14 protein-coding genes and 1 pseudogene are annotated in these 12,973 nt (G+C 71.3%); 4 read left to right on the forward strand and 11 right to left on the reverse strand.

What is annotated here, in order from left to right; all coding sequences use genetic code 11:
• Positions 1-54: 54 nt before the first annotated feature.
• Positions 55-519 (reverse strand): SRPBCC family protein, encoded by a 465-nt coding sequence (locus ACZ6CZ_RS08310; protein WP_469016482.1) that lies wholly within the window; start codon positions 517-519, stop codon positions 55-57.
• On the opposite strand from ACZ6CZ_RS08310, the gene ACZ6CZ_RS08315 reads away from it, so the two are divergent.
• A complete protein-coding gene (locus ACZ6CZ_RS08315) occupies positions 518-1,186 on the forward strand; it encodes a TetR/AcrR family transcriptional regulator (protein WP_469016485.1) in 669 nt (222 codons plus the stop codon). The genes ACZ6CZ_RS08310 and ACZ6CZ_RS08315 overlap by 2 nt on opposite strands.
• Before the next feature lie 220 nt (positions 1,187-1,406).
• On the opposite strand, the gene ACZ6CZ_RS08320 is transcribed toward ACZ6CZ_RS08315, so the two are convergent.
• The 5 genes and pseudogenes from ACZ6CZ_RS08320 to ACZ6CZ_RS08340 all read right to left on the reverse strand — a co-directional run.
• Positions 1,407-1,550 carry a DUF6233 domain-containing protein gene (locus tag ACZ6CZ_RS08320; protein WP_469016487.1) on the reverse strand — a complete coding sequence of 48 codons (144 nt, stop codon included), beginning with the start codon at positions 1,548-1,550 and terminating at the stop codon, positions 1,407-1,409.
• A gap of 109 nt (positions 1,551-1,659) precedes the next feature.
• A complete protein-coding gene (locus tag ACZ6CZ_RS08325; protein ID WP_469016490.1) occupies positions 1,660-2,307 on the reverse strand; it encodes a LutC/YkgG family protein in 648 nt (215 codons plus the stop codon).
• Positions 2,304-3,779 carry a LutB/LldF family L-lactate oxidation iron-sulfur protein gene (locus ACZ6CZ_RS08330; protein WP_469016492.1) on the reverse strand — a complete coding sequence of 492 codons (1,476 nt, stop codon included), beginning with the start codon at positions 3,777-3,779 and terminating at the stop codon, positions 2,304-2,306. Before ACZ6CZ_RS08330 ends, ACZ6CZ_RS08325 begins: the two co-directional genes overlap by 4 nt.
• The gene (locus ACZ6CZ_RS08335) at positions 3,776-4,531 is read right to left on the reverse strand and encodes a (Fe-S)-binding protein (RefSeq protein WP_469016495.1); all 756 of its coding nucleotides are present in this window, start codon (positions 4,529-4,531) and stop codon (positions 3,776-3,778) included. The genes ACZ6CZ_RS08330 and ACZ6CZ_RS08335 overlap by 4 nt, the downstream gene beginning before the upstream one ends.
• Before the next feature lie 67 nt (positions 4,532-4,598).
• Positions 4,599-5,708, reverse strand: a pseudogene (locus ACZ6CZ_RS08340) (rhamnulokinase); the annotation flags it as partial.
• On the opposite strand from ACZ6CZ_RS08340, the gene ACZ6CZ_RS08345 reads away from it, so the two are divergent.
• Positions 5,607-5,999 (forward strand): fibronectin type III-like domain-contianing protein, encoded by a 393-nt coding sequence (locus tag ACZ6CZ_RS08345; protein ID WP_469016498.1) that lies wholly within the window; start codon positions 5,607-5,609, stop codon positions 5,997-5,999. The pseudogene ACZ6CZ_RS08340 and the gene ACZ6CZ_RS08345 overlap by 102 nt on opposite strands.
• Positions 6,000-6,476: 477 nt before the next feature.
• Here ACZ6CZ_RS08345 and ACZ6CZ_RS08350 read toward each other — a convergent pair whose 3' ends face one another.
• Positions 6,477-6,923, reverse strand: a complete 447-nt coding sequence (locus ACZ6CZ_RS08350) for a hypothetical protein (protein ID WP_469016501.1) — start codon at positions 6,921-6,923, stop codon at positions 6,477-6,479.
• Between the two features lie 387 nt (positions 6,924-7,310).
• Here ACZ6CZ_RS08350 and ACZ6CZ_RS08355 point away from each other — a divergent pair, with 387 nt between their 5' ends.
• The gene (locus ACZ6CZ_RS08355; RefSeq protein ID WP_469016504.1) at positions 7,311-7,892 is read left to right on the forward strand and encodes a hypothetical protein; all 582 of its coding nucleotides are present in this window, start codon (positions 7,311-7,313) and stop codon (positions 7,890-7,892) included.
• Between the two features lie 1,078 nt (positions 7,893-8,970).
• Here the strand turns inward: ACZ6CZ_RS08355 and ACZ6CZ_RS08360 are convergent.
• The 4 genes from ACZ6CZ_RS08360 to ACZ6CZ_RS08375 form a co-directional block, all read right to left on the reverse strand.
• On the reverse strand, positions 8,971-9,867 hold the full coding sequence (locus ACZ6CZ_RS08360; protein ID WP_469016506.1) for a hypothetical protein: 897 nt from the start codon (positions 9,865-9,867) through the stop codon (positions 8,971-8,973).
• Positions 9,864-10,232: a hypothetical protein gene (locus ACZ6CZ_RS08365; protein WP_469016509.1), complete on the reverse strand. Its 369-nt coding sequence runs from the start codon at positions 10,230-10,232 to the stop codon at positions 9,864-9,866. The genes ACZ6CZ_RS08360 and ACZ6CZ_RS08365 overlap by 4 nt, the downstream gene beginning before the upstream one ends.
• A gap of 5 nt (positions 10,233-10,237) precedes the next feature.
• Positions 10,238-10,966 (reverse strand): CHAT domain-containing protein, encoded by a 729-nt coding sequence (locus tag ACZ6CZ_RS08370; protein WP_469016608.1) that lies wholly within the window; start codon positions 10,964-10,966, stop codon positions 10,238-10,240.
• A 664-nt stretch (positions 10,967-11,630) separates the two neighbouring features.
• On the reverse strand, positions 11,631-11,771 hold the full coding sequence (locus ACZ6CZ_RS08375) for a hypothetical protein (RefSeq protein WP_469016511.1): 141 nt from the start codon (positions 11,769-11,771) through the stop codon (positions 11,631-11,633).
• Here ACZ6CZ_RS08375 and ACZ6CZ_RS08380 point away from each other — a divergent pair.
• Positions 11,770-12,681, forward strand: coding sequence for a short-chain dehydrogenase/reductase (locus ACZ6CZ_RS08380; RefSeq protein WP_469016513.1), 912 nt, complete (start codon positions 11,770-11,772; stop codon positions 12,679-12,681). The two genes, ACZ6CZ_RS08375 and ACZ6CZ_RS08380, sit on opposite strands and share 2 nt — an antisense overlap.
• Positions 12,682-12,973: the final 292 nt, after the last annotated feature.

Raw genomic sequence — 12,973 nt, forward strand, 5'->3', positions numbered from 1 at the left:
GGGCACTCGCGCGGCCTGGACCGCTCGGGCACGAAGAGCTGGCATGTACCGACCTCAAGATCCGGCAACGGACACATGGCGAGCCAACTCGGCGGCCAGACGTCGCATGACCGTGCGGTTGGCGCGCCGCATCGTGGCCCGGATGACGGGTGCCAGCAGACGGTCGGCGACCGGGGCGCGCATCCAGACGTATGTGAACGCCACGTGGCTCCCGCCGGCCCGCAGCGGTTCGATGGTGTAGGTGCCCTGGGCCAGGCGTCGGCCGGCCGCGCTGATGTTCCGTTCGACGATGCGCCGTGGCGGGTCGGCTTCGACGACCTCGATGGTGACGTCGGTCCTGGTGCTGCCCAGCGCGGCTGTGACCGTGGCGCACGCACCGATACCGCGGCCAGGGCCGCTGTAGCGCCAGTCACTCAGGTAGTGGTTGGTGAATCGCTCGTGGTGCGCCATGACATCGAGGAAGTCGTAGACCTGCTCAGGCGTCTGCTGTACGTCGATCGACACGGTGACAGACTTCATGTACCAGACGGTACACATGGCATGCACCGATCGGTACGCTCGCGACGTGGTGAATACGGACGGCTCGCATCCCGAGGACGAGGACGAGGACGAGGGCGCGCCGGGCGCGGAGGGGGACCGACGCGCTCACCTGGTGAACGCGGCCGTTGACTACGTCGCGGCCCACGGCCTCACCGACCTGAGCCTGCGCGGCCTGGGCGCCGAGATCGGCGTCAGCCACCGCATGCTGATCCACTACTTCGGCTCCAAGGAACAGCTGCTCGCCGAGATCGTCCGGACGTCGGAGCAGCGCCAGCGCGATCTGCTGTTCCGGCTGCGCCTGGAACCCGGTCTCTCGCCCGCCGATGCTGCGCGGCTTCTCTGGCAGCAGCTGACGGACCCCCGACTGGCTGATCAGGAGCGGCTCTTCTTCGAAGTCTGTGCACAGGCGCTGCGTGGCCGCCCCGAGGCCGCCCCGGTCCTTGAAGGGCTCGTGAACGACTGGCTGGAGCCGCTCGTGGCCGCCGAGGTCGCCGCAGGGGCGGACCCTGCCGTGGCCCGGAACCGGGCCAGGCTGGGGCTCGCCACTGTTCGCGGTCTGCTGCTCGACCTGCTCGCCACCGGCGACCGCGCCGGCGTCGACGCGGCGATGGGGGAGTTCCTCCGGCTCTACTACGGCTCAGAGTGACGGAGTCACCGATCAGGCCAACCGGCTGGACCATACGACGACCACCGTGCGAACAACGGTCGCTGAGGTAGACGAACGCCTCGACTTGCTTCGCAGGCTTACTGAGACACATGCGAGGCGTCTGGAGAACCGTCCTACTTCGCCTCGGCCGCCCAGCCCGGCGTCAGGTCAGTGGGGCATCCGGCGGCGTGTCGGCCGCGGAGCGCGAGGCCGCAGGGGCTCAGTGGACGCACGCTGGGACCTGCTGTCGCAGTGCCTCGACCGCCTGCTGCCGGGTGACCGGACGGCACCGGCCACTCTTGGCCGCTGCCCAGCACTCACCAGTGTGCAGGCGGCGACGCTCGTGGCCGCCTCTCCTCGCCACGGCGCGGTTCTGCCTCGCGGTGCTCTTCCACCGCGATCCAGCCGTCGATCACGGCGAGGGCCGCCGTCGCCTTCCACCTCGCCGACTACCTCTGCACGCCGGCGGCGGGTCACTCGCCGCTCAGCAGCACCACCTCAAGGGTGCGCGGACCGTGCACCCCCTCGACCCTGTCGAGTTCGATGTCGCTGGTCGCGGACGGACCGGAGATCCAGGTCAGCGGGCGCGCCGGGTCGAGCCGCTCCAGGGCCTGCGGGACGGAGGAGACGACCTGCTCCGGGACCCGTACGACACAGATGTGGTGGTCGGGGACCAGGGTGATCCGGCGGCGGCCTTGCGCCGGGCCGCCGTCCAGCACGATCGTGCCGGTCTCGGCGGCCGCGACCGCGCAGCCCGTGACCACGCTGTCGATCCGGTCCAGCTCGTAGGGGGTGCTCTCCGCCCGGTCCGGGACCTGCTCGGACGCGGCCGCCGCGAGCCAGTCCGCGGGCAGGCCGGGCGGCACCAGGACCGTCTTCGTCCCGTGCGCGGCGAGCAGCCCGGCGAGGGTGGCCGGCAGTTCGGCGGCGGTGCAGCGGTGCACGATCGCCCGGTAGTCCGCGAGGTTCTCCGCCAGCAGCTCCACCGTCTGCTCGGTGCCGCGCTCGCCGTGCTCGCGCAGATAGCCGCGCTCGACGGCCCGTTCGTAGGGCGCCGCGTCCGGCTCGACGTCCGCGAGCGCCCGCCGCACCCGGCCCAGGATCCGTTCCCTGCTGCTCACTTCGCGTCCTTTCCGCCGTGCGTGCGCTGCCACCAGTCGCGGAACGGCTCCGCGGGCACCGGCGGCAGGTCCCGGGTGCCGCTCCACGCCTTGCCGGGGCCGGGCAGCGTCCGCGGATGGAAGCGCCGGGTCCGGGAGGCGAGCCGCTGGCCGCCGCGCAGCGCGCCCGGGTGCTCGAACGCCCAGCGGGCCGCGCGCATGGCGGACCGCTCGGCGGCGTGGCCCTTGGCCGGCCGGAGCACCACCTTGTTGCCCTCGCGGGTCACCGGGCCGCCCTCGACGACCCGCTCGCGCAGGTGGACCAGCACCTCGGGGATGTCGATGGCGACCGGGCACACGTCGTAGCAGGCGCCGCACAGCGAGGACGCGTACGGCAGCGAGGCGTCGATCTCGCTGGCCGTGCCGCGCAGCTGCGGGCTGAGGATCGCGCCGATGGGGCCCGGGTACACCGACCCGTAGGCGTGCCCGCCGGCCCGCTCGTAGACCGGGCACACGTTCAGGCAGGCCGAGCAGCGGATGCAGCGCAGGGCCTGGCGTCCGACCTCGTCGGCGAGGGTGTCGGTGCGGCCGTTGTCGAGCAGGACCAGGTGGAAGTCGTGCGGGCCGTCCTCGTCGGTGGTGCCGGTCCACATGCTGGTGTACGGGTTCATGCGTTCGGCGGTCGAGGAGCGGGGGAGGGTCTGGAGGAACACCTCCAGGTCCCGCCAGGTCGGCACCACCTTCTCGATGCCGACGACCGAGATCAGCGTCTCGGGCAGGGTCAGGCACATCCGCCCGTTGCCCTCGGACTCCACCACGACCAGCGTGCCGGTCTCGGCGACCATGAAGTTGGCGCCGGAGATGCCGACCTTGGCCCGCAGGAACTTCTCCCGCAGGTGCAGCCGGGCCGCCTCGGCGAGTTCGGCGGGCGTGTCGGTGAGGCCCTCGGGGGCGGGGCGGCCCCACGCGCCCATCTCGGAGCGGAAGATGTCCCGGATCTCGCCGCGGTTGCGGTGGATCGCCGGGACCAGGATGTGCGAGGGCCGGTCCTTGCCCAGCTGCACGATGAGTTCGGCCAGATCGGTCTCGTAGGCGCGGATTCCCTCCGCCTCCAGGGCCTCGTTCAGGCCGATCTCCTGGGTGACCATCGACTTGACCTTGACCACCTCAATCTCGCCGGTGGCCTTGACCAGGTCCGCCACGATCCGGTTCGCCTCGTCGGCGTCGGCGGCCCAGTGGACGGTGCCGCCCGCCGCGGTGACCGACTCCTCCAGCTGCACGAGGTAGCGGTCGAGATGGCGCAGCGTGTGGTCCTTGATCTGCTTGCCGGCCTCCCGCAGTGCCGCCCAGTCGGACACCTCCGCCACGGCGGCCGCCCGCTTGGCGCGGATCGTGTGGGTGGCGTGGCGCAGGTTGCCGCGCAGGGTCGCGTCGCGTACGGCGTCGTGCGCGGCCTTCGGGAAGGCCGGCATCCCGACGAAGGTTCCACTCATGCCGCCGGCTCCTCCTCCGTGCTCGCCAGGATCTCCGCGATGTGCACCGGGCGCATCGCGGTGCGCAGCCGGGTCATGGTGCCGCCGAGGTGCATCAGGCACGAGTTGTCGGCCGCGCACAGCACCTCCGCGCCCGTCGACTCGGCGTTGCGTACCTTGTCCGCGCCCATCGCCGCCGACACGTCCGCGTTCTTCACCGCGAACGTGCCGCCGAAGCCGCAGCACTCCTCGGCGCCCGGCAGCTCGGCCAGCTCCAGCCCTCTCACGGCCTGGAGCAGCCGCCGCGGCCGGTCGCCGAGGCCGAGGCCGCGCAGCCCGTGACAGGTCGGGTGGTACGTCACCGTGTGCGGATAGTAGGCGCCCACGTCGGTCACCCCGAGCACGTCCACCAGGAACTCCGTCAGCTCGTACGTCTTCGGCACCACCGGCGCCAGGGTCGCGGTCAGGGTGTCCCCGCGCCCCTCCGCCCGGGCCCGTTCCCCCATCCGCGGATACAGCTCCCGCACCATCGCCCCGCAGGACCCGGACGGCGTCACGATCGCGTCGTAGCCGCCGAAGACCTCGGAGAAGTGCCGGGCCAGCGGCTCCGCCTCGTGGCGGTAGCCGGTGTTGTAGTGCGCCTGCCCGCAGCAGGTCTGGGCCATCGGGAAGTCGACGTCGACACCCAGCCTGGTCAGCAGTTTCACCACAGCGCGCCCGGTGTCCGGGTAGAGCGCGTCGTTGACACAGGTCAGGAACAGGGCGACACGCATCGCGGCTCCTTGTGATCGGTCATCGGACGAGCAGCGTAATAGGGGGACACGGCCCGCAGGAGCGCCGTCATGCCGCGTCGAGCCGAGCCTGCGCGGCACGCCAGAGCGTGGTGTCGCCGCGCGGCTCGTACCGGGACAGCGGCTGTGTGCGGACGAGCAGCGCGCGGCTGTGCGCGCGGTCGCCGACCAGCCCGTGCGACCGGGCCTGGACGAGGACGTTGCCCAGGGCGGCCGCCTCGGTCGGGCCCGCCACCACCGGCAGCCCGCAGGCGTCCGCGGTCAGCTGGCACAGCAGCGCGTTGCGGGTGCCGCCGCCGACGATGTGCACGACGTCGGCCGGATGGTCGGCGAGCCGCTCGGCGTCCGCCACGGCCTTGCGGTGGGCGAGTGCCAGCGAGTCGAGGATGCAGCGCGTCACGGCGCCCGGGGACTCCGGTACCGGCTGGCCGGAGGCGTGGCAGGCCTCGGCGATCCGCTCCGGCATCCGGCCCGGCGCGAGGAACGCCGCGTCGCCCGCGTCCACGACCGACCGCAGCGCCGGCACCTTGGCCGCCTCCCGCAGCAGGTCGCCCAGATCCGGGTCGCCCCAGGCCCGTACGCACTCCTGGAGCAGCCACAGGCCCATGATGTTGCGTAGGTAGCGCACCGTGCCGTCCAGGCCCAGTTCGTTGGTGAAGTTGGCGGCGCGGCTCTCCTCGGTGAGGACGGGCGCCGTCAGCTCCAGGCCGGCCAGCGACCAGGTGCCGGTGCAGATGTACGCGAACCGCTCGCCGGTCGCCGGGACGGCCGCGACCGCGGACGCCGTGTCGTGGGAGCCGACCGCCGTCACCGGCACCGGGCCGCGCAGCCCGGTCTCCTCCAGCACGCCGGGCCGCAGCAGGCCCGCCGGATCGCCGGGCCGCCGCAGCGGCGCGAACAGGCCGAGGTCGATGCCGAGCCGGTCGGCGACCTCCCGCGACCAGTCGCGGGTGCGGGGGTCGACGAGCTGGGTGGTGGAGGCGTTGGTCAGCTCGGTGCCCTGCTCGCCGGTGAGCCAGTAGGACAGCAGGTCCGGGATGAGCAACAGCCGTTCTGCGTGCGCCAGTTGCGCGGCGGAGCGGGCCGCCGTCAGCTGGTACAGGGTGTTGAACGGCGCGTACTGAAGGCCGGTTCGCGCGTACAGCTCGGCGGCCGGCATGCTCGTCCGCGGCGGCGTGCTGGGACATGCGGCCGCTCATCTTCTCGGTGGACAGGGCAGGTCTACGCCTCCATGCCGAGCACGGCCGCCGCGGAACCCCGCCGCCTCGTCGGCTTCCAGAAGGTCACCCTCCCGCCGAGCGGCCCGAAGCAGCTCGCCTTCACCATCCCCGCGCAGGACCTCGCTATCAGGTCCGCCAGCGCCTGGACCGTCGTGCCGGGCACCTACACCTTCGCGACGGCACGATCCTCCCGGGACATCACCGCCCAGCGAGCACTGACCCTCGCCTGACCGAACCCGAACGTATGGGTGGGGTTCCCGAGACCGGCCGGGAACCCCACACAGCACCTTCATCCCCGCCGACCTCGAGGTATCCCCGTGTAAGCGCAGCAGCCGAGAACAGCAGCTGCGTGCCGGAACGCCCCGCCACCGTGGGGGCGTTCTCTGGGAACTGGACCGGCGGCGCCGGACGCTACCCGAGGATCCTGCACTGCTCCTTCGGTACCGGCCCGGCCGCCTGGACGTCAGGCCTCACTGTCAGACCCTCGTCGCATGCCCCCTCTCAACCCATCCGGGGGGTGAGGAGATGCCATCGCCGGATGCGCTGAGAGACTGGGGAAAACGACGGCCCCTGTCCAGGCTGAGAGACTCAAGAACCTCGCCGAGGCGTACGCATGGCTCAGCGCCCCCGGACAGCCTCACTGACCGGCTGGGGGGTCTGTCAAACCAGCTTCCATAATGGGCCGCCGAACGGCGGCCCTTCTCCCTTTACGGAGAGTCTTGACCGCTGAATCCGGAGTCGTGTCCCCCGGCGGGCCTATGTGGTCGGCGTTCCGGAAGCCGTGTGACCGCGGCACTCACTGCCAGCCCGAGCGTCACACCGACAGCGCAGCCAACACTCTGCGCCCAGGCGTCGTCGAGGGAGCCGGGTAGGACGGCTCTTGTGAGCGGGCTGGCAGCCGACAGGACTGTCAGCGCGGCCAGTATGGCCGTCCAGCGGTACCGCACCCCGTCGGTGATGTCGCCGTAGAAGAGGAGCAGCAGTGCCATGCTGAACTCGGCGTCCCAGCCGATCGCGGTGAGCCCGGCATCAAGGGCAAGCGCGAACAGCCAGAGCCCCGCCAGTTGCCGGGCGAACGTGGGCGGCTGCCGTCTTGCACCACTCGGTGGCCGGAAGAGCCGTGTGATGTGCTGGACGATCGCATACTTCTGCATGACTGGCGTCCCGATCCCCCGGGGTGGCCGACTTCTGCCGGCGCTCAGTAATAGGACGCACAGGAGCAGGACGCGGTTGTGGTGAAGTCTCGTCTCGGGGAGCCAGAGTAGGGGCTCCAGTACTACTTCGCCTCTTGGACGGCAGACTCGGTCACCTGATCTCCACCTCGAACGTCAAGGTAACGCTCCGCAACGTCTCCTCAAGATCTGTGCCAGAACCGAGAACGGACAGCAGATGCTTACCACTTCGGTAGGCAGCGGAGTTCATCAACGGATTCGAACAGCGCGTGAGTTTCCGGGCCGGAGCCGTGTCCAGCTCTACACAGACCTCCCGTGAGCGTTGTCTGCCACAAGGGGGCTGTCAGTCCCTGTTCATAGGATCACGGTATGTCTGATGCCTTCACCGTCTTGTGGACCCATGACACGTGCCGTGCGCTGCGCAAGGCAGGCCGTGTGGGCGAGCGACCGCCGGTCGCCTTCAGTGGCGCTCACTCCTCCCTGCCGGCGTGGACGGGTGCCCGTGCTGGGGACGAGGTGTACGCGCTGCACGTCAACCAACGCGAAGTGTTCGTGGTGAGTCGGATGCGAGTGATCGACGCGGGGCGCCGCGACTGCTGCGGCACAGCCCCCGCCGCCTGGGACGACCTGGCATATCCCGGGCACGATGACTGGTCGATGCTCGGCGCCGGCGGCTGTGGGGCCCAAGCAGTTCATGTGGACGCGACGCCCGTCCGCTTCGATGTACCCATCCCCGGTGAACTGCTTGCGAGGCTTACCTGGCGGAACCGGCGAGGTCAGACCCGCGGCCTGAAGTACGTGGTGGATGGTCGTCTCAAAAGATCGATCAGCCTCCAGGGGTTCTACCGTTTGACTCCCGAGGCCGCTGGCGAACTGGCGGGAGTCGTACACCGCGCACACGGAGCCGCTGACCGCCCTTGCGGCTGCGGCGAAGCGTTCGATCACGACTGATACCTGGGGGTGGGGGCGTGGCCCCGCGAAGGGGTGCGGGGTGGGGCCGCGCTGATCTCCGAGCCGGCGTGAGCCCCGCTACGAACCGCGCGCGCACGTTCCATACGGCATATGTGGCTTCCCGCGCGCATGCCGCTTGCCGCTGGCCTACTCACCGCCCTCATCGCCGCTGGCCGCCTGACGAGCCTCCTGCCCCGCGAGCTCTTCGACAAGGAGTCCGCGTTCCCGACACCCTCGGCTTGCCGAGGGGGGCCGCGAGGAGAGGATCCTTGACGTCATCCGCCGGCGGCTGCACCGGGGGCGGCCGGCCGCGCTCAGCACGCACAGGGTCGTGCCGCAGCCGATCATTATGTCTAGCCTGCCATCGGCAGGCCGCCGGGGGCCTCAGGGCCGGGGCTGGCTGGCCGAAGCGCTCTTGAGCCACTGCGCAAGTCGGAGCACTCCGTCAAGATCTGGCTGGTGGACGTCAGGTCGCAGCTGCGCCCGCCACCGCCCCGGCGACAGGCCAGCGGGCGGCCCTCGACATGGGTCAAGGACGGAGCCTGGGCGCAGGGCGTTGACGCGGACCTTGGCCGGCGCCGTCCAGGACAGGCTGGTCCAACTGACGCACCTCCCGCGCACGCCGGGAGGAGTCAGAACAAGACCTCGCCACCCCACTGTCCGACCGCGGGCACTCTCAGGCCCCGTGCGGACCGCGCGAACTGCGGCCTGCCACTGGTGGTTCACCTCCCGACGGGTCGCCTACCGGCCTGCCTGCACACGGAAGCCGGCAAACGCCCCGCCCGCAGACGTCCGTCAGGCCGGTGCCACCGGCCGATTCCCGCCGGCGCCCCCCGCGGGCCGTGGGGTCAGCCGGCCGCGGGTAGCCGGGGATGCAGATCCGGCACAGGCGGTAGCGGATGCCGCCGCACGGGCCGATGCGCTCGGCCACCCAGGCCGCCGCCTCGCCGGGCTCCAACATTCGCTCGTCAGCGCGCCCTGCAGCCTCGTCATCACCGACGCCGGGCGAACAGCGGATCGCCGCTCGACCGACCTCATCATCGTGCCTCGCCGTGGACACCGGCCCACGATCAGGGCTTCAGGCCCCCTTGCGCAGTTGTTCCGTGATACGCCGCCCCACCATCGACGTGTACGGCTCGTCGTCGGCCAGGACGCCGAGAGTGCGTGCCAGATCGTGGTGGTGAAGGCCGACGACGGCTTCGACGGTGTCGGCTAGCACGGCGGCGGCACGCCGCCCCCGGCGGACTCCCATGACGGCGACGGCGGCCCCGATCCCAGCGATCGGCCAGCACAGGCTCGCAAGCGCGGCATAGAGCGCACCCCACGCGGTGAGCGTCGTCGCGGCGTCGAAACCACGGCGCGCGGCGCCCACGGTCTGGCGGGTCCCGTCGTCCACGATGAGCCACAGCCGCGGCCAGGCGCTGGCCAAGTCCAGGCCGTACTGGCGCCAGACGCGGTTTTGCACGGCGCGCATGCGATCGCCGAGGCGGGTAGGCATCACGGGCCGCGCGAGCCCGATTCGGTTACGCCGCTCGGCCAAGTCATCCAGCTCACCCGGCGGGCGCGCCGACCCCGCCAGGTCCCGGGCAACGCGGAGGAAATCCGTCTGGGCCCGGTCCCAAGCGTCCGCGCGCCGCTGAGCGAGGGCGTCACCCAGCCATCTCAGGGGGCGCCGCGCCCACGACTCGGTCCAGCTCCGCTCCACGAGCCCGGCGACGGCCTGCGCCAGCAGACCGGCGGCGGCCGCGGCGAGCAGGGCGCCGAGCAGCACCAGCACCGTGATGGCGGGCCGCCCGCCCAGGTAGGCCGCCGCGCTCTCCATCCGGCCGGTCACCGGCTCGACGCTGTACGCGGATTGCTGTCCGAGGACCACGGCGGCTGACAGCGCCAGGACGTACAGCAGGCCCGGCAGGATCAGCAGGGTCACCCAACGCTCGGCGAGCCGCTTGCCGAGTTCGGCGAGGACGGTGTTCATCCGCCGGGTCCGGGTGTTGGGAAGAAGAGCATGTCGCGGGCGTGGATGCCGCAGTAGGGGAGTGCGTCGTCCGGGGCGGGGCGCACCTCGCGCGGGCAGGTTCCCGCCGGGCAGACGGAGACGCCGTCCGCCACCTGCCCATGTATCCCGGGCAGTCCGGCGTACCCGTCTCGCGACAAGCCAGGGGCGGCATCGTCGCTGGTCGGCAGGTCCAGCAGCTCGGCCACATGGTGGGCGACCGGCTCCCCAGAACGGGCAAGTGCGATCAGTCGATCGAAGGCGGGGCCCGCCCCGCGGCGCAGGGCGAGCCGCCTGAGCCCGTGCCAGTCTCGGCAGATTGCTTCCACGGTGAGCGGTTCGGTCATGGACGTCACGGTCCCAGGTGGATGTGTGAGGCCCACAGTTGCGGCTGGTCGGGAGCCGCCTCGCGGATCCGGCGGACGGCCTCGTGCAGCGCGTGCGCGGTGCGGTGCGTGGACAGCCGCCCTGACGCGGCGAGTCGGTCGTAGACCTGCTCGGAGACCGTCGCCGCGATCGGGTCGTGGATCGCCCACAGCGTGCCGATGACGTGCCGGAACCCCCCATTCTGCAACGCGCCCGCCAGGTGCACGGCCTCCTCCTGAAGCACCAGCCCGGGGCGGGCGGTGTGGCAGGCGGACAGGAACGCGAACTCGGCGTGGTCCAGGCGGATCCGGGAGAGGTCGGTCATGCTGAGTTGCCCGTCGTGCAGCTGCAGTGCCGCAGTGGAGGGACTGCCGATGCCCTGTGCGCCGTGGCATGCGAAATGAACTGCGAAGCAGCCCTGCAGCGCCTCCAGCACTGTCTTGCGCGTGGCGTCTGGGTCGATGAATTGCCGCGCGTCCGGAAAGCGCCTGCCGATGGCCAGTACTTCTCGCCGTGCGTTGGGCAGTCCCTGCTCTGGCAGCGCGACGACGATGGGCGGCCGCGGTGCGTCGGCCCGTGGCTGCGATGGGGCGTGTTCGAGGGCACGGATGGTGGGGGCGTACGACGATACGACGCGGTCCAGCACACTATCGCCGTCGGCTCCGGCTGCGTGCAGGGGCAGAAACGAGAGCAGCCCCGTGGGCAGCCACCACAGGCGTCGAGTTTGCCGGTGAGCTCAGTGATCTCGGCTTTCGCCTGGCGCAGTTGCTTGCTGAGCCCGGCGATCGTCTCGTCCCGGGCGACCTCGCCGGGGGTGCGGAGGACGGGGCGGGCGACCTTGGCGTACCACTCGGCGAGGATGCCGTCGGCGCGGTGGACGGTCGCGTGGCTGACCTGTGCTTCTCGGGCGAGGTTTTCCTTGATGAGGGCGCCGTCGGTGTGCAGAGGTTCGCCGGCCAGCAGCCGGGCCATGGCCTCGCGGAGCTACCTTCTCGCCCGTCCGGCGGGCCCTGCGCAGGTCGACCAACCGGAGTGCCGCGGCGTACTCGAGTTGCTGGTCGAACTCCTTGGCCCACTGGTTGTCCATCTGTGCCTAGTCATGTGTGGTGCAGTTGGCCAGCGCCCAAGAGACGGACCGCTTCCGCCGCACTCCGGTGGCATCCCATCACGGCGACGTCATCTCGCGTGAGCATCTGCAGCACTCAAGAATCGCAAACTGCTGCTAAAACTGCTGATCAAACGCTGCTACTTCACGTGAGTGAAGCCAATCATCCGCAAATCCCGCGTCAGCCCCAACCGCATGACCGTCATCACCAAAGCCGTCCTACCTTCGAAATGCGACATGGCGGACGACACGTCTTTCCGAGGCCGCGGTGGCGTCACCCTTGTGGCTTGCGGTGGCGGGCGGGCCGGGTGGGGGCGTGGTCGACTGGCCGGGTGCGGGTGCGGGTGCGGGTGCGGGTGCGGGTGCGGGTGCGTGGTGTGGCGCGGTTCGTGAGGGCGGGCCTGGAGGCGGTCATGGCGGAGGGTGGATCGTACGCGCGGATCGCGGTGGTCACCGGGGCGGCGCGCGGCGTGGGAGCGGCGGTGGCACGCCGGCTGGCCCTGCGGGGCCTGCGGTTGGCACTGCTGGGCCGGGAACTTGACTCGTTGCGTCAGGTCGCGGACGGGTTGCCGACCGAGGCGCACTGTTTCGAGGTCGATGTCACCGACGAGGCGGCGCTCCAGGGTGCGGCCCGCAGCGTCGGCGCACGGCTGGGGCCCGCCTCGGTGGTGATCGCCAACGCGGGGATCGCCGCCGCGGGCCCGTTCGCTACGTGCGAGGCATCGCTGTTCGACCGGGTGGTCGAGGTCAACCTGATCGGGAGCGCGAACACCGCCCGGGTCTTCCTGCCCCAACTCGTCCGCACCAGAGGGTACTTCCTTCAGGTGGCGTCCACCGCCGCGTTCGGTTCGGCGCCGCTGATGAGCGCCTATTGCGCGTCGAAGGCGGGCGTGGAGTCGTTCGCCCAGGCCCTGCGTACCGAGGTGCGTCCGGCGGGCGTGGGGGTGGGCATCGCGTACCTGCACTGGACCGGCACCGACATGATCGCGGCCCTTGATGACCATCCGGTGCTGCGGGCCCTGCGTTCCCATCAGCCCGCGCCCGCCCGCCGCGTGCACAGTCCCGAGCAGGTCGCCGGATGGCTGGTGCGCGGGGTGGAGCGGCGCGCGGTCAGCGTCTACGCGCCACCGTGGCTGCGTCTGGTGCAGCCGCTGCGTCCGGTGCTGCCGCTGGTGGTGTCGGCGGTGGCACGGCGGTCGTTGTCGGCGCTGCCGTCGGAGGAGTTGGAGCGGACCACCGGGGTGCTCGGTGCGGGTGGCGCCGCCGATCTGCGGGCGCGCGGCGCGGTACCGCCGGTGCCGCCGGTCACCCCGCCCCAGACCTGACCGGCGCGGGCGCACGCGTTCCGCGCCCGGGGCCCGGGGCCCGGGCCGAAGGCCGATCCGTGGGTTGACGTGGTGGAGGAGCCCGGGCCCTGGGTGGTGGGCGGTCACGTAAGTCTGATCCAGCTCGCTTTGCTCATCGTCCACCCAGGCGAAAGGACGGCCGCCTGCGTGGTCCACTAGGCAGTTTCGTTTGGATCAGTCGGTCGTTGGTCCGGGTGTGCCGTTGACTGATGCGCAATGGACGCGGATCGAGCCGTTGCTCCCGGACCGGACGCCGAAGCGGGGTGGCCGC

The organism is Streptomyces sp. NPDC041135, from assembly GCF_055592085.1.

What these genes read in the sequence shown, in the direction of transcription:
- ACZ6CZ_RS08315 (WP_469016485.1), top strand. Translation starts at nt 518, where the DNA reads ATGTACCAGACGGTACACATGGCATGCACCGATCGGTACGCTCGCGAC.
- ACZ6CZ_RS08310 (WP_469016482.1), bottom strand. Translation starts at nt 519, where the DNA reads ATGAAGTCTGTCACCGTGTCGATCGACGTACAGCAGACGCCTGAGCAG.
- ACZ6CZ_RS08330 (WP_469016492.1), bottom strand. Translation starts at nt 3,779, where the DNA reads ATGAGTGGAACCTTCGTCGGGATGCCGGCCTTCCCGAAGGCCGCGCAC.
- ACZ6CZ_RS08335 (WP_469016495.1), bottom strand. Translation starts at nt 4,531, where the DNA reads ATGCGTGTCGCCCTGTTCCTGACCTGTGTCAACGACGCGCTCTACCCG.
- ACZ6CZ_RS08350 (WP_469016501.1), bottom strand. Translation starts at nt 6,923, where the DNA reads ATGCAGAAGTATGCGATCGTCCAGCACATCACACGGCTCTTCCGGCCA.
- ACZ6CZ_RS08355 (WP_469016504.1), top strand. Translation starts at nt 7,311, where the DNA reads ATGTCTGATGCCTTCACCGTCTTGTGGACCCATGACACGTGCCGTGCG.
- ACZ6CZ_RS08360 (WP_469016506.1), bottom strand. Translation starts at nt 9,867, where the DNA reads ATGAACACCGTCCTCGCCGAACTCGGCAAGCGGCTCGCCGAGCGTTGG.
- ACZ6CZ_RS08365 (WP_469016509.1), bottom strand. Translation starts at nt 10,232, where the DNA reads ATGACCGAACCGCTCACCGTGGAAGCAATCTGCCGAGACTGGCACGGG.
- ACZ6CZ_RS08380 (WP_469016513.1), top strand. Translation starts at nt 11,770, where the DNA reads ATGGCGGAGGGTGGATCGTACGCGCGGATCGCGGTGGTCACCGGGGCG.
- ACZ6CZ_RS08375 (WP_469016511.1), bottom strand. Translation starts at nt 11,771, where the DNA reads ATGACCGCCTCCAGGCCCGCCCTCACGAACCGCGCCACACCACGCACC.